The organism is Eubacterium limosum, from assembly GCF_000807675.2.
GTDB classification, from domain to species: domain Bacteria; phylum Bacillota; class Clostridia; order Eubacteriales; family Eubacteriaceae; genus Eubacterium; species Eubacterium limosum.
This window is the reverse complement of record NZ_CP019962.1, coordinates 749,699-770,735: the sequence shown is the minus strand read 5'-3', so window position 1 is coordinate 770,735 and position 21,037 is coordinate 749,699. Positions and strand designations below refer to the sequence as shown.

Annotated in this window: 18 protein-coding genes; 1 reads left to right on the top strand and 17 read right to left on the bottom strand. The window is 47.8% G+C overall.

The window, feature by feature from the left end:
* Positions 1 to 8: 8 nt before the first annotated feature.
* The 7 genes from porA to B2M23_RS03515 are packed head-to-tail and all read right to left on the bottom strand — an operon-like array spanning position 9 to position 5,781.
* On the bottom strand, positions 9 to 1,190 hold the full coding sequence (gene porA / locus B2M23_RS03545; RefSeq protein ID WP_038353372.1) for a pyruvate ferredoxin oxidoreductase: 1,182 nt from the start codon (positions 1,188 to 1,190) through the stop codon (positions 9 to 11).
* On the bottom strand, positions 1,187 to 1,489 hold the full coding sequence (locus B2M23_RS03540) for a 4Fe-4S binding protein (RefSeq protein WP_038353371.1): 303 nt from the start codon (positions 1,487 to 1,489) through the stop codon (positions 1,187 to 1,189). The genes porA and B2M23_RS03540 overlap by 4 nt, the downstream gene beginning before the upstream one ends.
* On the bottom strand, positions 1,490 to 2,062 hold the full coding sequence (locus B2M23_RS03535) for a 2-oxoacid:acceptor oxidoreductase subunit gamma family protein (protein ID WP_038353370.1): 573 nt from the start codon (positions 2,060 to 2,062) through the stop codon (positions 1,490 to 1,492). It abuts the gene before it with no gap.
* An 8-nt stretch (positions 2,063 to 2,070) separates the two neighbouring features.
* A complete protein-coding gene (locus B2M23_RS03530; protein WP_052237384.1) occupies positions 2,071 to 3,714 on the bottom strand; it encodes a BCCT family transporter in 1,644 nt (547 codons plus the stop codon).
* Positions 3,715 to 3,748: 34 nt separating this feature from the next.
* Positions 3,749 to 4,075 (bottom strand): DUF1904 family protein, encoded by a 327-nt coding sequence (locus tag B2M23_RS03525; RefSeq protein WP_038353369.1) that lies wholly within the window; start codon positions 4,073 to 4,075, stop codon positions 3,749 to 3,751.
* On the bottom strand, positions 4,075 to 4,497 hold the full coding sequence (locus tag B2M23_RS03520) for an aconitase X swivel domain-containing protein (protein ID WP_013381094.1): 423 nt from the start codon (positions 4,495 to 4,497) through the stop codon (positions 4,075 to 4,077). The genes B2M23_RS03525 and B2M23_RS03520 overlap by 1 nt, the downstream gene beginning before the upstream one ends.
* Positions 4,498 to 5,781 (bottom strand): aconitase X, encoded by a 1,284-nt coding sequence (locus B2M23_RS03515; protein ID WP_038353368.1) that lies wholly within the window; start codon positions 5,779 to 5,781, stop codon positions 4,498 to 4,500. It abuts the gene before it with no gap.
* Between the two features lie 193 nt (positions 5,782 to 5,974).
* Between B2M23_RS03515 and B2M23_RS03510 the strand changes: the two genes are divergently transcribed.
* The gene (locus B2M23_RS03510; RefSeq protein ID WP_038353367.1) at positions 5,975 to 7,360 is read left to right on the top strand and encodes a sigma-54 interaction domain-containing protein; all 1,386 of its coding nucleotides are present in this window, start codon (positions 5,975 to 5,977) and stop codon (positions 7,358 to 7,360) included.
* A gap of 64 nt (positions 7,361 to 7,424) precedes the next feature.
* Here the strand turns inward: B2M23_RS03510 and B2M23_RS03505 are convergent, their stop codons facing one another.
* From B2M23_RS03505 to B2M23_RS03460, 10 genes are all read right to left on the bottom strand, one after another.
* Complete coding sequence (locus tag B2M23_RS03505; RefSeq protein WP_038353366.1) at positions 7,425 to 7,802, bottom strand: RidA family protein; 378 nt, start codon at positions 7,800 to 7,802, stop codon at positions 7,425 to 7,427.
* Between the two features lie 18 nt (positions 7,803 to 7,820).
* Entirely contained in the window at positions 7,821 to 9,257 is a 1,437-nt protein-coding gene (locus B2M23_RS03500) for a trimethylamine methyltransferase family protein (protein ID WP_038353365.1), read from the bottom strand.
* A 194-nt stretch (positions 9,258 to 9,451) separates the two neighbouring features.
* Entirely contained in the window at positions 9,452 to 10,825 is a 1,374-nt protein-coding gene (locus tag B2M23_RS03495; protein ID WP_052237383.1) for a sigma-54 interaction domain-containing protein, read from the bottom strand.
* A complete protein-coding gene (locus tag B2M23_RS03490; RefSeq protein WP_052237382.1) occupies positions 10,822 to 12,132 on the bottom strand; it encodes a sigma-54 interaction domain-containing protein in 1,311 nt (436 codons plus the stop codon). The genes B2M23_RS03495 and B2M23_RS03490 overlap by 4 nt, the downstream gene beginning before the upstream one ends.
* Positions 12,133 to 12,270: 138 nt before the next feature.
* The gene (locus B2M23_RS03485; RefSeq protein WP_052237381.1) at positions 12,271 to 13,548 is read right to left on the bottom strand and encodes an MFS transporter; all 1,278 of its coding nucleotides are present in this window, start codon (positions 13,546 to 13,548) and stop codon (positions 12,271 to 12,273) included.
* Between the two features lie 55 nt (positions 13,549 to 13,603).
* A complete protein-coding gene (locus B2M23_RS03480; RefSeq protein ID WP_038353364.1) occupies positions 13,604 to 15,064 on the bottom strand; it encodes a trimethylamine methyltransferase family protein in 1,461 nt (486 codons plus the stop codon).
* Between the two features lie 273 nt (positions 15,065 to 15,337).
* Positions 15,338 to 16,972: a BCCT family transporter gene (locus tag B2M23_RS03475; RefSeq protein ID WP_038353363.1), complete on the bottom strand. Its 1,635-nt coding sequence runs from the start codon at positions 16,970 to 16,972 to the stop codon at positions 15,338 to 15,340.
* Between the two features lie 370 nt (positions 16,973 to 17,342).
* The gene (locus tag B2M23_RS03470) at positions 17,343 to 18,746 is read right to left on the bottom strand and encodes a trimethylamine methyltransferase family protein (protein ID WP_038353362.1); all 1,404 of its coding nucleotides are present in this window, start codon (positions 18,744 to 18,746) and stop codon (positions 17,343 to 17,345) included.
* A 12-nt stretch (positions 18,747 to 18,758) separates the two neighbouring features.
* Positions 18,759 to 20,087 carry an MFS transporter gene (locus tag B2M23_RS03465; protein WP_038353361.1) on the bottom strand — a complete coding sequence of 443 codons (1,329 nt, stop codon included), beginning with the start codon at positions 20,085 to 20,087 and terminating at the stop codon, positions 18,759 to 18,761.
* A gap of 21 nt (positions 20,088 to 20,108) precedes the next feature.
* Positions 20,109 to 21,023, bottom strand: a complete 915-nt coding sequence (locus B2M23_RS03460) for a sugar phosphate isomerase/epimerase family protein (protein WP_038353360.1) — start codon at positions 21,021 to 21,023, stop codon at positions 20,109 to 20,111.
* Between the last annotated feature and the right edge of the window lie 14 nt (positions 21,024 to 21,037).

Genomic DNA, 21,037 nt, shown 5'->3' with positions numbered 1-21,037 from the left:
TACTCCTCCTATTCTCTAACCGATAAATAACGGTAGTTTTCACCGACATCGCCTGCTTTGTCCGCTTTCTGCATATCGTCAAAGACAGACGCAAGGCTTTCGATGGTAACATCTCTGCCGCCAAGGCCATAAACGTAGTTGATCATGGGGATATTGACGTTTATGTTATACAGGGCGTTTTTCACATCCTCGGCAATAGGGCCTGCGTAGCCGTTATAGCTTTCGGTGCGATCCATACAGGCGATGACCTTTGCATGCCGAATGGCCTCTGCGATTTCTTCTGAAGGAAAGGGGCGGAACACTCTGATTTTCAGCACGCCAGCCTTGACTCCGGCGGCACGAAGCTCGTCAACGGTATCCTTGGCTGTGCCTGCCGCTGAGCCCATAATGATCATGATATACTCAGCATCCTCCATCTGATATGCCTCAAACAGGCCATATTCTCTTCCTGAGATGCTCTCAAAATCATCAGCCACAGACTGAATGACTTTTTTCGCATTTTTAAGGCCTTCAAGCTGGGCTCTTTTGGCTTCCATGTAATATGAGCTTACCGCATATGGACCAACCGCCAAAGGCTCTCCGGCTTTTAAGAGATACTCGTCCGGCGTGTATTCTCCCACAAAATCTTTGACAGCAGCGTCCTCGAAAAGATCAATGTTCTCAACTGCATGGCTTGTGATAAAGCCGTCCTGACAGATCATAATCGGCAGACGGACATCTGGATGCTCCGCAATCCGGTATGCCTGAACAAAATTGTCATAGGCTTCCTGATTGTTTTCGGCAAAAATTTGAATCCAGCCAGAATCTCTTGCTCCCATGGCGTCAGAGTGGTCACAGTTAATATTGATCGGGCCAGATAAAGCACGGTTTACCAGCGCCATTGCAATAGGAAGGCGGTTAGAGGCCGCCACGTAGAGCATTTCCCACATGAGCGCCATGCCGCATGACGAGGTGGCGGTCAGTGTCCTGGCACCTGCCGCTTCTGCACCGATGGCCGCGCTCATAGCGCTGTGCTCGCTTTCAACCGGGACAAAAACCGTGTCGACCTTACCGTCTGCCACAAAGCTGGAAAAATATTGCGGCACCTCTGTGGAAGGCGTGATGGGAAATGCCGGCATAACATCCGGGTTGATCTGACGCATCGCAATGGCAATGGCCTCGTTTCCTGATAAGCGTTCTCTCATTTTCATTCTCCTTCCTTCATAATAATCGCATCGAAGGGGCATACCTTTGCGCAGATACCGCAGCCCTTGCAATGATCCATATCAAAGTCCAGACGTTTTTCATTCTTTACCGGAATAGAGCTGTCTGGACAAACTGGTACGCAGAGCAGACACTGCTTGCAGTTATCTGCAATATACCCGGGGGCATCCACCCGCCATTCGCCTGTATTAAAAGCCTCCGATGTCTTACTGCCCACAACTGTACAGCCACTTGTAAGTTCCTGCCATTTGACGCTTTCACTTAATTTAGAAATATCCGCTGCCATTTATTTTACCTCCTGAAGCGCCAGCGACAGGGCCTTCATATTGCCCTCAATAACCTCTGGCTTCGATGCGAATTTATGCTCAAAAGAATGCCGCATTTCATTAAGAAACGCTTCCTTTTCCATAACGCCGCTCACCTTTACAATGGAGGCGAGCATGGGCGTGTTTGGAAAATATTTTCCGAGAGCTTCGATAGATACTTTCCGGGCATCAATGGTGAAAACCCGGCCAGTATAGCTCTTAAGGTGCCTGATAATTTCAGATTTATCCTTGCTGGTATTGATGATTACCGCGCCCTCGGGGCTCAGCCCCTTCGTAACGTCGACAGATTCCAGCAGAGTCTCATCAACCACCACCACATAGTCTGGCTCATAAATATTTGAATGCACCCGGATTTTGTTCTGACTCAGCCGGTTATAGGCTGTGATCGGCGCACCCATTCTTTCCGGGCCATATTCCGGAAACCCCTGCACATACATCCCTGTCGAAAAGGCAACATCAGCCAACAGCAGGGCGGCCGTTTTTGCGCCCTGCCCGCCGCGGCCATGCCATCTTATTTCTAAAGTATCTTTCATTTTATTTTCTATTCTCCTTTACTTGCTTTATTCTTCTTCATTTCCTGCTTCTGTCTTTTTTCCTCCGCCCGTTTTTCACGTTTGCGGGCAGCTGCAACCGCAACTTCCTTGCCTTCGATTTCCTCGACCTCCAGATACTGTTTTGACCAGAACATTCTTACAAACCCAAAGATCACGACAACCTGTAAAAATACAATGGGGAAACCAACCAGCAGCTTAACGGCTTTCGCACCGTCCAATCCGCCCAGCAGCAGGAATAAAAGCGCGATACCGCCCATGAGCACACCCCAAAAAATCTGGATTCCCTTAGGCGCGTCCTTATCCTCCGCGTCATCATCCTGGCCCTTCAGACTCATTTTAGAAACCGTCGAGGTGACTGCGTTTGCCAGGGTTACAAAAGAAATAACGATGATGATCATCATTAAAACCTTCATGATATTCGAAAGAGGCATACTGTCAAACAGGCTCAGCATAACGGCTTCTGTGCCGTCCTTTAGCATAATGGCGTTTAAGTTCAGGCCGCCAAAGAACTGTTCATGCGCTGCCAGACCGCCAAAGAGCCAACACCACACCATACCAAACAGACCAGGGGCGATCATGTTAACACCGATGAATTCCTTGAAGGTTCTGCCTTTACCCAGCCGTGCCAGGAAAAAGCCCGTGGTCGGCGCAAAGATAAAGAAATCAATATACCAGAGCCAGTTCCACCATACCGACCATTTATCTGCGCCCACCATGGGTTCATTAAAGGTCATGTTTGAGAAGAAATGCGTGATCATGCTCCCGGTTGTCTCTGTACCGAGGGACAGCGAGAAGATGGTCGGCCCAAAAATAACCACGTAAATCAGCATCAGGATAAAGAGCTTGGCATTGTTATCGCCGAGCCACTGAATGCCTTTCTTGAGGCCTGAGACGCTCGACAACGTATAAATCAAAGTAATGACAATTCCGATAATGATGTAAGAAAGATAACTTGCGCCAATGCCAAACACCTGGCTGAGACCATTGGCTACCTGCAAAATCCCGTATCCAAAAGAACCGGCTACACCGCCGACAATGGCAAAGGTCACAATGCCGTCAATCCAGCTTCTGTAGCGGTAAACCTTATCGCCAAACAGCGGGTACAGTGTTGCAGACACGCTGAAGGGCTGTTTCATATTGTGATAAACATAACCGGCGATAAGCCCCGCAATGACATAGACGCCGTACAGGGTCAGCGACCAGTGCATCATGGTATTTTCCATGGCCCAGCTTAAGGCGCCGTAGCTTCCAGCCTCAAGTCCCGCACCGACCGCCGGACGGAAGGTATATTCAATGACTTCCGCTGGCGGGAAGAACACGATTCCCATACCCATACCAGCGCACAGCGACATGGCCCACCAGGTAAAGGTCTTGAACTCTGGCTTGGCATCCTTTCCGCCCAGCTTGATCTTTCCATATTTCGAAAACATAAAATAGAGTGCAAAAACAATGCACAGCAATGTCGCCAGATTTAAGAACCAGCCAAGATTGCCGCACAGAAAGTTTACAACACTGTTGAGCGCCGCGACAAAACCCTCTTGGTCAATCTGGCTCAGTACAAAAATAATGGCGAAAATGACAGCCGATATCCCGATAACAACATAATCATACTTACGCGCTTTACTATTCATAATTTCCCCCTTCTGCTCAATTTTTCATTGAGACTCAATAATGTTCCCCATTGTCGTAAAAGCAGCTGGCCGGTATGTCGGTAAAGGTTATCTGCGAATCCGGAAAGCCGCTGTCTTTTAACAGCTGTGTTAACGCCTGCGCAGTTTTATCCTGAACCTCCTGGGTCCGCCCCAGCCATAAGACATCCACAATGGGCATCCATTCCTCTTTTCTTGTGTTTTCCAGATGGATAGTCTGCTGAAACAAAACATGAATATACTCTGGCTTTGTGTCCGCAACCTCCACAATAATATCTTTAACCGATTTTGCCACTGTCTGTGCAGTCTGGCAGGGAACCCCGTGTATGGTTACTCTCGGCATTATTTTTCCCTCTTATAAACCTCGACAATCCCCTCAAAGCCGTTGATCTTAATCCAGTCACCTGTCTCGATCACATCGCAGGGGTCAGCCGAGACAATATCCGTCACTGCTGGTGATCCAATGACGACCGTCGCCACACCCGCTCGGGAATCCATCTTGCTGAAAATCCATCCAGCCGGCTTAAACCCGGAGATCATAGCCGAATGGAAATGGCAGGACCATCCATTGGAGCCTTTGCTGCAGGGCAGCACCAAGATTTTGCCGTTAATGTTCTTACCCTCCTCGGCATGTCCTTTTTCGATGATTTCACCGGTTGTATCACTGACACCGGCCCAGCCCTGAATGCTTTCCCTGCATACCAACGCCTCACCCTCGGCAATTCCCTGATAGGCGCCGCGTCCATACATTGTTAGAATTTCCATTTATTTTACCTCCAACCATTTTCCAGCCACTGCCGCGTCAATACAGGCGTATTTATCGCCATAGTATACCGGATTTGTGAATTCCGAACGGATATAGTGTGCCTGTTTTGCGCCATCTGTCGCCATTCCCTTCGCGTGACCAAAGTATTTGCTGCCAATGACCAGGGGGCATCCGCTGGTCAGGATATGGCCGCCGGCGTCCTCAACCATTTTGCAGTATCCGTTCTGAACAGCCATCTCTCTTGTGGCGTAGTCTGTCCAGAGGGCAAATTCAACATTTTCTGCAAATTTTTTGCCTTCGATGTACAGCGCCGCATCTCGGATCTCTTCCAGCGTGTAATGCGGACAGCCCAGCGCGATGAAGTCAACAGGCTGCTCGCCCTTGTCACACAGCATGGCAAGGGATTCGTCATAATCCTGCTGTGTGATTTTGATAACCGGCGCGTCCTTTTTGCCGCCGAGAGCCGCCTCACGGGTTGGCGCTTCGGGGGTGAAATCAACAATATGACACATTTCTGCGCCACTGGTAGTCGCCATGGCTGCAAAGCACTGTTTTAACTTGATGAGGTTCGGCTCTTTAAAGCTGCCGTCAATGACCGGCACACCATGCGGCGGCAGCTTACGGCCAACGGTATACCCGATAATATCCCAATCCACTTCGGTTTCTGACGGACATTCAATCTCAAAAACAATGGTACCGATACGCGCTTCTTTGGTATGGTTTCCCCAGAGCGGCGTTCTACCGCAGACCGCGCTCCAGGCCGCAGCTTCAATACCGTCGGAGTTGCCGCACGCCCCAAAAACAGAGTTGCACATGACCACATTGCTGGATTCTGTGGTTACAAAGTGCTCTCCTTTTAAAGGAATCCAACCAATAAGGTAGGGGGTACAGCTTCCTGTAATTGAAACGCCCGCTTTCTTAGTGATTTCGAGAAATTCCCTGTTTTTATCAAACAGCTCCTTATCAAGGTGCAGCGGTTCATAAACATACTGGTCACAGGGTGCCACACAGGTCTGGCAGAAGCAGCCTTTTTCCATTTCCCCCATAGGGATTGTCTTATCTGCACACAAATACATTTTAGAAAAAATTTCATCATAATCATCTGATCCCAGAGATTCCAGATAGGGGTGTGCCCCAAAGTAAAGCGTTGCTTTTGATACCTCGCACAGCTCCTGTGCTCCAAGGGATTCTGCGTATTCAATGATTTTTTGCAGCGCTATCTGTTTGAACTCGCCAAACTCACCCTCACGCATCCTCTTTTCATATTCCGTTAGTTTTACCATTTCTCTCTCCTTGTTCGTTATTACCGGTAATTATTGATATGCTATTAATTAATGCAAGTATCGTGCCAATTTAAGAAAAACAAAATTCCCGCATTTTTACACAAATTTGTGATATAATCAGAAAAAAATTATCTAAATTTAAAAAAGAAAAATAGATACTGTTTATTTTTAGACAAAGGGAGGTCAGTCGTTTATGGAAAATCCTTTCAACCACGGTCCCGAATACCTGGCATATCTGGAAAGTCTGCCAAAGGAGTTTTTCCTGAAAATTTTGGAAAACATCTATCTGGGTATTTATGTCAGCGACCGGGATGGAAACACCATCTATGCCAATCCGGCCATCACGCGGCATTATGGAAAACGGCCGGAGGAGCTCGTCACCTATTCAAACTGGGGGATCTGGCAGGGCATTGTTTCTCCGCCTGCCTATAAGGAGGTCTTTGAGAAAAAGCGGACTCTTTTTTACCGTCAGATGCACTTCTTTTCCAAAGAGATCCTCACCACCATCGCAATTCCAGTATTCGATAGAAATCAGGATATTGATCTCCTCATCGGTATCACACAGGATAACATTGTAAAATTTGACCGCAGTTATGATGAAATTTATTATCAAAACACAGCGGAGAGCAAGAGCAATTTTAAAGGCATCATCGGCGAGAGCAAAATCTATCTTCAGGAACTCCTGACCCTCCGCCGGGCTGCTAAATCAAAAACCTCCATTTTAATTCTGGGAGAGTCCGGAACCGGCAAATCCCTTGCCGCGCGCTATGTTCATAATTGCAGCAAGCGAAAGGAACAGCCTTTTTTGGAAATCAACTGTGCGGCTATTCCCGAAAACCTGCTTGAATCCGAACTGTTCGGCTATGTACCCCACGCTTTTACCGGAGCAAACCCAAAGGGAAAGAAGGGCTTGTTTCAACTAGCCAATCACGGAACGTTGTTTTTAGACGAGATCGGCGACCTGCCTCTTTCTCTCCAGGCCAAAATTCTGTTTGTCCTGGAAACGGGGAAATTTCTGCCCATCGGTTCAGAAAAATATATTGAGGTAGATGTCCGTATCATCAGCGCCACCAACCAAGATCTCGAACAGCTTATTGAGGAAAAGAAATTCAGAGATGACCTCTATTGGCGCATCAATGCTATCTCCTCCATCATTCCGCCGCTCAGAGAGCGCAAGGACGACATTGTCCCGCTGGCTTTTCATTTTTTACAGCAGAACAACCGCGAAAATGGCACCAATAAAAAAATGGACCCTCTGTTTATCAGCTACCTTCTGCAATATGACTGGCCTGGCAATGTACGCGAGCTCAAAAATATCATTGAACGATGCTATATTCTGTCGCCAGGCTATAATATTTCGCCGGATAAGTTCCCCAGGAAAATAAAGAGTCTGGACGTCGATACCCCCTACGAGTCTCAGGGTACCTTTGATGAAATGATGACAGCCTATGAACGGGATATCATCAGAGCGTGCTACAAAAAAGAAAAAAACATTACAAAGGTTCAGAAAAGGCTGGGCCTTTCCCAGAACAAGGCTTACCGCCTTGTGAAAAAACATTGCGCAGACCTGGAAAAATAACTAAATAAAAAAGCGGCATATCTGTGCCGCTTTTAAAAGAGTGTAAGATTATGGAATTCTTTATTTATTTTGCGCCGATCACCTCGATTTCAATTAAACTTCCGGGATACAGCTTCGCTGCCTGAACGCTGCAGCGCGCAGGCCTGTGATCGTTGAAAAAATGGGCGTAGATGGCGTCTACCACCGAAAAATCATCAAGGTTTTCCACAAAGATATTTACCTTTACAATATCATTTCGGCTCATACCTGCCTCTTTTAAAACGTTCTCTGTGTTAGCAAGCGCCTGTTTTGTCTGCGCCTCAATTCCTTCAAGCATTTTACTTGTCTCAGGCACAAGCCCCAGCTGTCCGGAGGTAAAGATAAAATCTCCCGCCAGAACAGCTTGGGAATAATGGCCTGTGACTTCAGGCGCTTCTTTTGTATTTACAATCACTTTTTCCATTGGTTACTCCCCCGGTACTTAGATGCTTTCGCGGTACGCCTCATGAATATAAGGCATAAGCAGTTCATTCTGTTCTTTTGTAATTTCGCTCGGCATAAAGCTTTCAAGCCGTTTTTTCACATCTTCTTCCGCCACATCCATAACCGTGATGCTGCCTTTGTTCTGCCATTGGTTTGGGTCATCCTTGTTAAAATATTTCGGCAGATAAACCTCTTCGCGGTACATTTTCGGTGTTCTTCCCTTTAAGAATACACCCCTTGGACCGACTTTTTTCAGGGTGTCAAAGCAGAAGCGATCCTCCTCACAATTGATGCCGCGGTTAATATGGAGCGCCATATAATGCATTTCTTCATCAATGAGGAATTTCCCAAAGTTCGTTACATTAAAGGAGCCCATACAGCCACAGGTATGCAGGACAATATCTGCTTCACAGTTTCTGGTGGCCTCAATGTTCATCATGGTTTCAACGCCCGCCTGAATATCTGGCTGCTTGGCGTCGCTGAGGCCCCCGCCTGTGCGATAGGGCAGACCATAGTAATCTGCCAGCCCGGCTGTCGCGTAGCTGACAAGAACTGACTCCGGTGAACCGATGGACAGCTGAACCGTGCGCATATCGGTAGCGGCCGAAGTATTTCCATATACAACCGGCACCTCCGGATTCAGAAGCTTCGCCAGTGTGTAACCTGCCAGTACCTCAGCGTTGGTCATTGCCAGCATAGACGCCATTGACGGCGGAGCCGTCATAAGCGGCATCGCGCATGGAGTTACAATGATGGCCTGCTTGGTTTCTGCTAAAATGAAGGTCCGTTCAATGGGATCATGATCCAACGTAAGGGGCGACAACGTGTTGACAACATAAGCATTATGGACATCGTCATTTCCTTCAAATTGGTTGATAAGCTCAATGTTTTTTCTGAAAGCTACCGAAACCTTCTCGTCCTCCATTCCAAAAGTATTTGGACTCGCCATGATCATCGGTTTGTTCCCGTATTTTAAAATCATCGCGATGTTTCCAAAAATTTTCTGATCCTCTGTGAAGCTGTTGTCATAATTGAGGAAAAAGTTCATGGATGCCGCTGTCACAATTTTGCTGGTATCGGCAAGCTTAAACTGATCAAGAACATCCTGGTTCGTCATTTTTTCAATTCTGCCATTATGATGGTGTCTGTAAATATTTCCATAAATTCCAATGCTGTGCTGTTCACCCGCTCCGATGGTAATATCTCCCTTGCAGGAACGGATGGCAAATTCTTTTTTAGCGTATTTAAGCACCTCGTCTATCATCTTTTCCGGGATAAAAACCGTCTCACCCTCAACCCGCGCACCGCGCTGTTTAAATAACTCCAAAGCCTTCTCATGCTCAAACCGCACACCGACTTCTTCCAAAATCCTGACTGAATACTCATGAATCTTTAAGACATCTTCTTTTGAGACATACTGCTCATATTTTTTCATGTTCCTAACTCCTTATCATATCGTTCGGATAGTTTTTATGGTTTTATTATTATGCAAGAAGCGTGCCATTATTAATTCAGTCATTTTTCCCTGTAAATCACCTTATTTGTTTGAATATGTTATTTATTTTTAGATAAATATTTTTAGAATTTTTAAATATAGATAAATCCAGGCAAAACTAAGGCCAGTGACAGTCACCTTCTGCAATACCTCTGTATCAGCCGGTAAGCCTTTGACTGGGAAATATTCAAGTCCTTTGCCACTTTCGATGATGTCTTATGCTCGGCGTAGGAGTTTTTTACCAGGTATCCTTTGATGGAATCCACGATAAAAGGGAGGTCGTACTCCATACCCGTCTCTTCGTCGTCACCGACTGCATTCTGAGACATCTCAAACTCTGGAAAACTTATGATTGAATTCCGGCTTAAGATATACATTCTCTCGATAACATGCTTGAGCTCCCGGACGTTCCCCGGCCAGTGGTAATCCAGCAGGGTATACAGGGTGCTGAAATCAAAAACCTTATCGGTAGTGTATTTTTCGTTCAGCTGGTTTAAATAGAAATGGGCAAGGGGGATAATGTCTTCCTTTCTTTCACGCAGAGGCGGAATCGTCTGGTAAAAAGTGCTGATCCTCCAGTACAGATCTGAACGAAATTGGTTTTTCCTGATCAATTCTTTCAGGTTCTTATTGGTCGCGGTGATAATCCGTACATCTGCATCCATGGCTTCTCTGCCGCCAACCGGAACAAAGCTTTTATTTTCAATGACATGTAATATTTTCACCTGAAGCGGCAGCGGCATGTCTCCAATTTCATCTAAAAACACGGTACCGTGCCTGGCCGTTTCAAATATGCCTTTCTTTCCCGTTTTACTGGCGTCTGTAAATGCACCGGAGACGTAACCGAAAAGCTCGGCCTCCAATAAATTTTCCGGTATTGCGCCGCAGTTGACTGAAAAAAAGCTCTGTTCTTTTCTGGGGCTGCAATTATGAATGTACTCTGCGATATGGGTTTTCCCGACGCCGCTTTCACCCAAGAGCAGAATTGGCATATTCGAGACTGCGATTTTCTTAAGTTCAATCAGCGGCCTTAAAAAAGCCAGGCTCCTGCCCACAATGCTTTGCGTATCATGAGTTTTATCAAATCCTCCGTTGACCGTCGAACCATCCACATCAAGATAGGGGAGATTTTCCTGGAACTGCTCGATAACAAAGGCTATCCGTGTTCTTTCACGGTCTGCAAAGACCGGCGTTATTATTCTCAAACGAACATTTGGGTTCATCTCCGGTTCTGGCGGAATAACCATAGATGCCTGAATATTTTCAGGGAACGGCAGCTTATCGGCCCGTGCCTCTATGTGTTCATCATATGCGCTCAGCCATCCTGGCGCTTTTTCATAATATTTCTTAACAGCGGGATTGGCGTACAGAACCCTTCCGTCAGTATCCCATACAATAATCCCAAAGTACATTTTTTCCAAAGCGTCTGAAAAGACTCTCTCGGGAATGGTACGCAGATAATTTTCATAGTCCTCGGAATGGTCAGGGTGACGTTCTTTTTTGTTCATAATAGATATTTTTCCTTTAAATACAATGCCTGGGGATAGGTAATGTTTAAAAATTCAGCGATCTTTTTGGTTGAATCCGTATTTTGGGCGGTGGTGGCAATGTTCAGCAGCACCGCTTCAGCCTGGTCGACAATACCGTCATAATCATGGGTATATTTATAGAGCCTGTCCTTAAACACACCCAGAATGTCTTTGGGAAGGCGCTCTTCATTAATTTCATTGCTGCTTGTCAGAATGAAAGCCCGCTCAACGGCATTTTTAAGCTCGCGGATATTTCCAGGCCACGGATAAGAAAGAAGGTAGAGAAAAGTCAGAGGATAGAAATGCTTATGAGTGTGATATTCCTGATTTAAGCTGTCCAGGAATTTCAGCGACAGAGAAATAATATCCTCTTTGCGTTCTCTGAGCGGGGTGATCACGCTGGTGTAAGCACTGATTCTCCAATACAGATCCTCCCGGAACCGCTTCTCAGAGATAAGCTTACCAACGGCTCTGTTTGTGGCTGTAATCACACGCACCTCGATGGGGATGGATTCCGTTGAACCCACGGGCCGGATGGTCTGGCTCTCTAAAACATGCAGCAGCTTTGCCTGCAGGTGAAGGGGCATATCCCCAATCTCATCAAGAAAAATCGTTCCATGATTTGCCATCTCAAAGAATCCCTTTTTTCCGTTTTTTTCAGCGCCGGTAAAAGCGCCTCCAGCATAGCCGAACAACTCGCTTTCAATCAGCGTCTCTGGGATTGCGCCGCAATTAAGCATAATAAAAGGCGCGTCTTTCCGAGGGCTGTTTTCATGGATAAGCCGGGCGTAGTAGGTTTTGCCGGTTCCGCTCTCTCCCTGCAAAAGAATCGGCAAATCTGAGCCCGCCACTGTCATCAGCTCTTCCAGCTTAGACTGCATCGTATGATTTTCAGAAAACAGAGGAAAATGAGGCTTGGTTTCTTTTTGATCAGGCTTTAGACGGTCCTCCTGAATGACATGAACCGTGTAATCATATTTGTCTCCATTTAAGAAGACAGGGACCGTAACAGAGCTGTTATAGGAATCCGACAATCTGAAATACTGATTATAGAAGAGTCGCCTTTGTTCCTTAAGCTGATGCTTGTAAAGTATGGGAAAAACAATGCCTTCCCATTTCCCCCAGTCGATTACATTTACCAGATCCTCCGGCTTATTGCCATATTGCCTTACGATTGACGGGTTAACATAGAGCACCTTTCCTTTTTTGTCTGTAACAAAAATTCCCATGAAAATATTGTTCAAAACCTTTATCATAAATTTTCTATCTAAACCATTTTCTCCCATGGACACAGTTCCTTTCATCGCGCTTATACTTATTATAAAAGATTTTGGCAAAAAAATCCTGGCGGCTGCCATTTCTTAAAAAAACAGACCCCGTTATCCACCAGCAGAGACAACAGAGTCTGAAAGAGTATATTTGAATTACTGGACTTCTCCTGCTTTTTCCCGATGTACCGCCAGTTTTTTGGTTCTTTGCGTCAACAAAACAGCGGATACAATACCGATGGCTGAGGATACGATAAGCAAAACGAAAATTTTATCAAACCCCTCTGCGATGTTTCCGGCTGCGGCGGCATCATCCAGCCATTTCCCGCAAATGGGCCCAACCAAAAAGTCGGGGATAAAGGCGATAAATGAGATGATTCCTGTCGCTATGGCGGTCATTCCGAGTGGAACACCTGCCTGGTCCATGATGGACCAGTAGGTTGATTTCATAATATTCGCTAAGAATGCAATGACCAGGGTCAGGGCAATACACAAAGGCACGGCCTTGGAGGTCAGCATCACCCCGGCGATCGCCGCAATGATTGCCGCGAAAAACACTAAAAATCCCTTTCCCTTGTAAGTAAACTTATCCAGCACAAACCCTCCGATAAATCCTGCTAAAAGAACAATAATATAGCTTCTCACAATGCCTAAAGCACTGGCGGTCGCAGGGGAAATTTGAAGCACCTGCACGGTGTATGTCGTCAGATACCCATTTCCTACAGTCCATGAAATATAGGCGAACATGATGACAAAAATAGTAACCCAGACTCCTGGATTTTTCAAAACATCCATCAACGAATATTTTACTTCGGCCTCCTTTGCGTTTTCTTCTGTCACTGCCTTAATCTCTGTCTTGGGTAAAAAGATCAGGGCCAGAATAAAAAACACGACACAGGCGCCGCTTCCAAAGAGCAGAACTGCTTTTATACCGGCCGCATCGCTTGCCATAATTCCAAGGATTCCTAAAAAGGCAAACCCCATAATCGTCTGAATAATGCCACGTGTCGCCTCACTGCTTCCGAAAATCTTACTTTGATTATCTTTATCCGCTAAATTTCGAATACCATTGAGGTATGCTGACCACAGGGTCGCGATACCAAAAAAGCCGTACAAAATATGTACAATGATCAAAACAACAAAGTTTGTTGTCAATGCAAAGATCGCGGTAAGAATGGCAAAAGCAGCCAGCGTAATACAGATCAATGTCTTTGTGGAAAACCGGTCTGCGATAAAGCCGCCGATGGGGTAGCAAAGTGTGTTGGTAAAGGTTAAGGCCGAAGCCAGCAGACCAATCTGTGTGTTTGAAAACTGATAGGCCGCCGCAAACTGATCATAAAAAGTATATCTTAAATACGGAATCTGGTAGGCCAGGGCAACCGTTGCGCTGAGTATGAAAAACACCATAAATGTTTGAAAATTAAATTTTTTCATGAGAATCTCCTCTGTATATAATCCCCTCTATCCAAGCCAACTTCAATCGTTTTTGTTAAAATTTATACCCTGCGGGCAAATACTGGTTCAACAGCTCTTTTTGGGTGGTGGTTAAGTCTGGAGCCTTATAGGCTTCATATCTTTTTTCTACCTCTGCGGTCGCTCTCTGAATAAGGGTTCCCTTGCTCTCCAGCAGCGCGGCTGGCTTGCCGCCATCGCGGTTAAACAGTATGGGGAAAAAATGATCCTGCCGGTACGCCTTTGGCGTTCTACCTTTCAGGTAGCTGCCCCTCGGGCCTACCTCCTTGATGGTATCAAACATAATTTTCTCTGCTGTGATGTCCAGCCCTTTATTGATGTGCTTCTGATAAAGGATGGTCTGTTCATCAAGAACCATCTTTTCAGGACTGCCAAGGTTATAAGTACCATAGCTCCCCACTGAATTTAGCATGAAATCCGTTTTTCCCATGAATCCGGGTTCCAACATCATAAAAGCGTCTACGCCCGCCTGATAGTCTAAATCAAAGCTATTGCTGCTTCCAACACCAGAGCGTACGGGAATACCATAATATCTCGCCATGGCAATGAGCCCCATCATCATGAGATAGGATTCCGGAGAACCGACAGCCAGCTGAATTGTCCGCATATCCGTCGGCGTAGTGACGGTGCCGTAAACGCAGCCGAGGCCTGGCCGAATCAGCTGAACCAGGGTGATGGCCGCCAACAGGGTAGCGTTATCGTGGGTGATGGTGCCTGCCAGAGAGGGCGGTGATGTTAAGTTTGTCATGGAGCAGGAGATCGGAATAACTGGCTGGTTTTCGAGTGCGCAGCCGATCAGGGCCGCCGCAACATCTGCGCCAATGGCAAGCGGTGACAGCACGCAGCAGTTTGTCAGGCTCACATATTTATCCCATACATCATAAAACTGCTTTTGAAAGTTCAACACGTTTCGGTTTGCCTGAATTAAATCTGCTTTTTTATAATTTTCTGTATTGACACAGTGCACCTGATAAATGGGCTTTGTGACAGACTTAAGTGTCAAAGCAAGCTGCGGTGTGAAATAATCATCTGTATTTTTATCTAAATCCGGCGTATCTGTACAAGAATTCATGGCAATATTAACCACCGGGCTGGTTTCCTGTAATTTGTAATAGTTGACTGCATCTGAAAGCAGCGAGTCTCTATATATCCCACCATTATTAAAATCCTGGATCATCGTAGGGACACTTGGCCCTGTGTTAACCGGATCATGCTTTTCTCCAATGGTTACGGACTGCTCCAGCCCATGAACTGTAAATTCATCCGGCACATTGGCGATGGCGTCCATTACGATTTTTCGGGGGATGCGGACAATCTGTCCATCAACCGCTGCGCCGTGCTTCTTAAACACCTCCAGCGCATAATCATTTTCAATGGCAATTCCAACCTCTTCCAAAATTTTCATTGAATATTCGTGAATCAATTCGATCTGTTCTTCCGTAATATACTTTTCATACAATTTTCTATTCTGATACATAACCCATTCCTCCATAAGTTTACAATGCGCATTTGTTATGAATTATGTAACGCAAGCTTTATGCCAAAAGCCTTTATCCCATGAAACCCTCATAAACAGGCGGTTCTTCTAAAAACAAAGCCGCTTGAGTTATTCATTTTTATCAAAATATTGTTTTTTTCGCATTTCCACCTATAATAAAAATGAATAACCCTTAATTTGAAACGGCGGTAAACAAAAACAACCTGCCAAATATTTTTATTTGGCAGGCTGTTCTGTATCTACAATTCTATATTAACTTGTTGATGTCCTGCTTGCGGCATGGCCGCTTTTTATCTCAGCCTTTTCTGCCTGCTCCGCTTCCTCCATCTCCTCAATATAAGCCACGTCGTACTTATCCCGGTGCAGGATAAACCGGACGCCGGCAATGAGGACAATGAGGGTAAAAATGACCGCGGGGAAGCCCAAAACCACGATAACCTGGTTGAGGGCGTCGTAGCCGCCCACAAAAAGCAGGACCATGGTCAGCACGCCCATGAAGATAGCCACTGCGGCGTTTAAGGCTTTGGGGATTTTGGTCAGGGAGATATCGGTCGAGGTTTTTTTCATCAGGAGCATGGGGAAGGAGTAGGCCACAGAATCGGAGAAGGTGATAAAGGTCATCATGGCCACGATGATGAACACCCACTTCATGATCTGTCCCAGGGGAAGGGTATCCAGAAAAGCAAAGGTTGCGATGCCGTCGCCGAACTGCTGCATCTGGGCAAACAGATCACTGCCGTTTAAAATGCCCAGCATGGCGTTGCCGCCAAAGGCAGCGTACCAGGTGAACACCACGGTGCAGGGCAGCAGGCAGTTGACGAGCAGGAACTGGCGCAGGGTACGCCCATAGGCGATGCTGACATAAAAAAGCGCCTGCATCAGGGCCGGGACCAGATTCCAGGCATAGTAGAACATGGAATTGCTGTTCTGCCAGCCTGTCTGGTAGATTGGGTCACCAAAGGAAATCATCGGGATAAAATCCCGCACAAACTCACCAAGCGAGGTAAAAAGCAGGTTAAAGGTATCGTTCACGCTCGTTGTAAACAGGACGAAAATGAGGATCACCGCGTAGCAGACCGCATTGACATTGCTCAGCCGTCCCATGAGCTTATGGGCGCCGGAGGTGGCGAAAATGACCGTCGCGACGGTGTAGACGATAATTAAAACCACCTCAAAGCCGGGCGTCTCGGTCATACCCGCCACCGTACCGATGCCTGCGTTCAGCTGGATAACCGCAAGGCCCATATTCGTTCCGCAGACAATCAGGCAGACCACCATGAGGATATTGGCGATATTCCCAATCCAGGTTTTGGACTTTTCACCGATGAGCGGAAAGAGGGTGGAGCTCCCCCGCAGATCCCGTTTTCCGTTATAGTAGACCAGGGCCAGGATCATGGCAAAAAACACCATTAGAAAATAGGGCGGTATGCCGTAATGCAGGAAGCAGTATTTTAAGCTTGGGATAACCGCCTCCGGGCTGCCAGGCGCAACGTGAAGAAATTCCGGCGGGTTCATAAAGGCGTTGACCGGGCCGGATACACCGTAGAAGCAGATACCGACAGCGATGGTTCCGGTGAGGGACAGCGTACACCAGGTAAAGAGGCTGAAGCTTGGCTTTGCCTTTTTTCCGCCGAGGCGGATATTCCCATACTTGCTTAAGATGAGCCAGAAGCAGACAATGGTGACGGCGCACACGCAGACGATGTACAGCCATTTAAAATGCGCCATGATCCATTCCACACAGGCGCTCAGCCCTGTCTCGAACTGTGCGGGAAAGACCGCCCCGGCCAGAACGACCAGGAACAGGCAGATCCCCCCGGGTATGAGCACCCGCTTATCAACCTCCTGCCAAACACTTTTACCTTTTTCTTTATTTTTACCTTCCATGTTCTTCTCCTCTTTTCTGAAATCCCTCTTAAAATCATTTGGACTGGAGAAGGCCCTTATATTGAAAGACCTCTCAACGTGTCAAAGAAGTGGCGTATCCCGAGACTGTGCCTTTTATCCAGACAAGAAAAAAGGTCCAGGCGCTGTGGATAACGGCCAGGAATCGTGCTGCACGATAGGAACAGCCGGACACTGGTGGAATTAAGGATCAACTTTAGTAAAGAAGCTATCTGTTAAAGGTGGTTCCCGCAGGCCGCTTTTTTCTTTCTAAGGTAAAAGACTTCGTCTCTCAGGTTTATGACAGTCTGGGAGGCCCTTATATCAAAGGACCTCTGACCCCAGTCTGAAGTGTTTTATTATTCTGTACGGTTTAATACCAGTATTCCTTTGGAATGTATTTTTCAATCAAGGCCTTCTGGTCCTTATCCATTTCAGGCATCACATATTCTTCCAGACGTTTCTGGTAAGCGGCTTTGGTCCGGCTTTTGACGGTTGGTTTTCCGGCGGCGATCCAGTTGCCGTGGGACAGCCGGTTACAGATCTCTGGCATAAAGTAGTCCTTGCGGTACAGTCTTGTGGTTCTCCCCAGAAAATCGCCACCCGGGCCGGTCTTCTGTATTTTATCAAGCTGCAGGGTTTCCTCTGTCACCTCATAGCCGCGGACAAAGCGTTCGATGGACTGGATCATTTCCTCGTCATAAATGTACTTGTCATAGCTGATAGTATTGACCGAATCCAGCATGCCGCAGGACAGGAGCATAACGTCCACGCCGGACATGATGGCTGCGTAGCCGCTGTTAAAGGATTCTACTCCGGCCTGGATGTCCATATCCTTGGCGTCATTCATGAGACCGCCGGTACGGACCGGCATACCGTAAAAGTTTGCCAGGGCCTTGGCGGTCTGGAAGATCAACGACTGCTCCGGGCTGCCCATGGTGCCGACCGTATACCGCAGGTCTGAGCCAAGCCCCTGGAGTCCGTAGACCACCGGAACGCCCGGGTTGATGAGCTGTGTCAGCACAACTCCGGCCAGAATTTCGGTGTTTGCCACCAGGATATGTCCGGCGAGGGTATCGGGAACCGTCAGTCCGCTCATGCCTGCCGAGGTCACAAAGGTTGCCTGTCCTTCTGAGGCGTATTTCATCAGGCCTTCACACATGGCCTGGGAATAGTGGAAGGGCGAAGCCACGTTGATGAGTCCAGACACCACGCAGCGCTTGTCGGAATCGTCCATGCCGTAGAAACGGCGGACCATATCCAGGCAGTCTGTGGCGCTCTTTTTTCCATCAACCATACCCATGAGCGGCTTGTCAAGGTACATGAGGGTGGCCGCCATGGCGTAGTTGCTCCGGTCCTCGGGCTTGATCTGGGGCATATCCATGTTGTTGGGATTTCCGATGGTCACCACCTTGCTGCTCTGGTCCAGCTTTGCAAAGTTGGCGAAATCCAGCGGTGTGGGGAAATGGTAGTTGTCATCTTCATAGACGTACATCGGGCCATAACTGGAGGCGTAGATGGGCTTGCCGCCGCCCAGGGTCAGCGTGTTCTTCCGGCCGTACCATTCGTAGGTTTTGGGAATGGTCCTGAGGGCCTCGTTCAGCATTTTTTCTTCAATAAAAACCGTCTCGCCGTCAACACGCGCGCCGTGCTTTTTAAAAACCTCCAGGGCTTCGTCACAGTAGAAAACAACGCCGGTTTCCTTCAGAAGCCTCAGGGAATGGGTGTGGATGAGCTCCAGTTCTTCCTTTGCTGCAAAATTGTATGGTTGTTTCATTTTTTCTCCTCATTATTCTGCGTCTGCCGCTGGCTGTTCCGTTTTATTTTTTGCCTGTAATTTTTTAGAATAGGCCAGTGTGGCAATGGCTGTGATGATCCCCAGAATACCGCAGCCGATGGCCCAGTACCAGATAAAATCATAGCCTGCGCTGCCGTAGGCGTCCAGCCATGAGCCCGCCAGCTTGGCAAAGTAAATATCCGGCGTGTAGCAGATCAGGGAGATGATCCCAGTCGCCACGCCGGTGAGTGACAGCGGAATCCCGACCTCACTCAGGGTTGCGAAATAAATGCCGCGCATGCCAGTATAGACTGTGGCGAACACAAAGGTGACGACAATGCACAGCATGGTCGCGTCCTTTGTCAGAACCATGACCACTGCCATAACCGTTGCCAGTACCAGGTATATGCCCAGGGTTTTTACCTTTGAGCCGATCTTATCCGCGATGAAGCCAATGGCCAAGGTGGAAAGCCCAGCGATAATATAGTTGCGGATAACCGCAAAATTGCTGGCCTGTGTCTCTGAGATGCCGAGAATATTCGTGGTGTATGTCCCGAGATAACCTGCGCCGGCAGAGGTAAAGGAAAAGCAGAAGAAAATCAGCAGCGCCAGCAGCCAGGTACCCGGCATTTTCAGAACAGTGATGATGCTCTTCATGCTGAAACCCTCCTGAACCACCTCATTGCTCTCCTCAGCGCCTGTAATCTTCCGCGGCACGAGGATAAAAATCAAAATTCCCAGAACGATGAACAGCGCGCCGTTAAAGAACAGCATCATCTGCCACTGCTGCCCCAGCACCTGAGCGTCCACGCCTGTTCCTGGGAAGATGGCTTTGTTTAGAAGGCTTGCGCCAAAGAAGCCGATGGCTGTGCCGACAATGGCCCTTACAAATTCCGACGTGGAGTACATTCTGCCCTGTTCGGCGTCTGTCCCCATCTTGCGGACAACCTTCAGATAGGCGGACCAGATGAAAATACTGGTGCCGATGCCGTAAAGAATATGGATGACCATGATCTCCGTGCTGCCGGGCACCATGCCATACCAGAAGGAGGAAAGGCCCATGATGGCCGCGCCGATGACCAGCAGGTTCCGCTCGCTGAATTTATCAGCCAGAATCCCCCCGATCGGGTAGATCAGGACAGAGAAAATGCCAAACCACAGGCCAATATCGCCGATGAATTCGTGGGCGTAGGATTCTGAGACAATGGGCTTAAACTGTGTGAACACTGTGATCATCTGGTCGTAGTAGTTGTAGCGCAGAAACGGCACGTAAACCATAATCCCGCCGAGCAGTGAGACCAGCGTGAGTACAACCCATCTTTTTTTCCCGGTTACTTTCATATTATTATCCCCTCTTCCCGCTTAGCGTCCGCGGACGCCAAGCTTTAACACATTGCGCAGAAAGTCGATGCTCTTTTTGCAGGCCTCGATTTCCTTTTCTCTGGCAATCTCCAGCGTATCCTCCCCAATCTCATACTCCACCTCAAAGGTGATTCGGGAAAGCGGCGCTTCCTCCTTGAGCATTTTCAGGATTTTGGCGCAGTCAATATCCCCATCACCGATGGCCACCCCGATGGAGTGGGTGCCGTCCGGGTCGATGACCAGCTTGTTGTCGCAGAAGTGACAGCAGTTTGCGTAAGGTGCCATCTTCTCTGCGCAGGCTTCCGGGCCTTCCAGTACACACAGAGAATTGATGGTGTCCAGACATGCCCCGATGTCTGGGTGGTTCAGCTGTTTTACCAGCCAGATAACCTCGTCGGCGTAGGTGTCGCAGTGGTTTTCGATGGAAACCTGAAGCCCCAGCGCCTCCATGAGCGGAATATTCTCTTTGAATTCATGGTACCGCTCTGCCAGCTGTGCCATGACATCCGGATGAAAACAGGTGCCGTACAGCGGCTTTGGCCGCTCGATGTCCAGGCTGAATTTGACCAGATCTGCGCCCATGGCCTTGGCGTTCACCAGGGCGTCGTGCACGTTTGAGTTGACGCGCGGGTCGCAGGGGGCGTCAAAGGATACGTTGTATTCCAGGTAAAGCCCGTGCTCCTCAGCTGCGGCCTTCACCTCTGCCAGATGGGCGGCGTCAAGGGTTTCCAGATCCACGTTGGTGATGTGGAGTCCGTCCAGTCCCCATTCCACAGCCAGATCCATGAGCTGCATGAGGTTGATGGACTTTTCAAAGGCGTGGGTGTCGTCAAATCCCCAGCTCTCGCCAAGTCCGCTGAGGTGCAGGGTATAGGTGTGCATGCCTAACTGTAATGGTCGGTCGTTTCGTCTCATTGTTTTACTCCTCT

Coding starts and splice junctions, on each gene's coding strand:
- B2M23_RS03510 (WP_038353367.1), top strand. CDS start 5,975: ATGGAAAATCCTTTCAACCACGGTCCCGAATACCTGGCATATCTGGAA.
- B2M23_RS03505 (WP_038353366.1), bottom strand. CDS start 7,802: ATGGAAAAAGTGATTGTAAATACAAAAGAAGCGCCTGAAGTCACAGGC.
- B2M23_RS03485 (WP_052237381.1), bottom strand. CDS start 13,548: ATGAAAAAATTTAATTTTCAAACATTTATGGTGTTTTTCATACTCAGC.
- B2M23_RS03495 (WP_052237383.1), bottom strand. CDS start 10,825: ATGAACAAAAAAGAACGTCACCCTGACCATTCCGAGGACTATGAAAAT.
- B2M23_RS03530 (WP_052237384.1), bottom strand. CDS start 3,714: ATGAATAGTAAAGCGCGTAAGTATGATTATGTTGTTATCGGGATATCG.
- porA (WP_038353372.1), bottom strand. CDS start 1,190: ATGAAAATGAGAGAACGCTTATCAGGAAACGAGGCCATTGCCATTGCG.
- B2M23_RS03480 (WP_038353364.1), bottom strand. CDS start 15,064: ATGTATCAGAATAGAAAATTGTATGAAAAGTATATTACGGAAGAACAG.
- B2M23_RS03465 (WP_038353361.1), bottom strand. CDS start 20,087: ATGAAAGTAACCGGGAAAAAAAGATGGGTTGTACTCACGCTGGTCTCA.
- B2M23_RS03500 (WP_038353365.1), bottom strand. CDS start 9,257: ATGAAAAAATATGAGCAGTATGTCTCAAAAGAAGATGTCTTAAAGATT.
- B2M23_RS03460 (WP_038353360.1), bottom strand. CDS start 21,023: ATGAGACGAAACGACCGACCATTACAGTTAGGCATGCACACCTATACC.
- B2M23_RS03525 (WP_038353369.1), bottom strand. CDS start 4,075: ATGCCGAGAGTAACCATACACGGGGTTCCCTGCCAGACTGCACAGACA.
- B2M23_RS03520 (WP_013381094.1), bottom strand. CDS start 4,497: ATGGAAATTCTAACAATGTATGGACGCGGCGCCTATCAGGGAATTGCC.
- B2M23_RS03490 (WP_052237382.1), bottom strand. CDS start 12,132: ATGGGAGAAAATGGTTTAGATAGAAAATTTATGATAAAGGTTTTGAAC.
- B2M23_RS03515 (WP_038353368.1), bottom strand. CDS start 5,781: ATGGTAAAACTAACGGAATATGAAAAGAGGATGCGTGAGGGTGAGTTT.
- B2M23_RS03540 (WP_038353371.1), bottom strand. CDS start 1,489: ATGGCAGCGGATATTTCTAAATTAAGTGAAAGCGTCAAATGGCAGGAA.
- B2M23_RS03535 (WP_038353370.1), bottom strand. CDS start 2,062: ATGAAAGATACTTTAGAAATAAGATGGCATGGCCGCGGCGGGCAGGGC.
- B2M23_RS03475 (WP_038353363.1), bottom strand. CDS start 16,972: ATGGAAGGTAAAAATAAAGAAAAAGGTAAAAGTGTTTGGCAGGAGGTT.
- B2M23_RS03470 (WP_038353362.1), bottom strand. CDS start 18,746: ATGAAACAACCATACAATTTTGCAGCAAAGGAAGAACTGGAGCTCATC.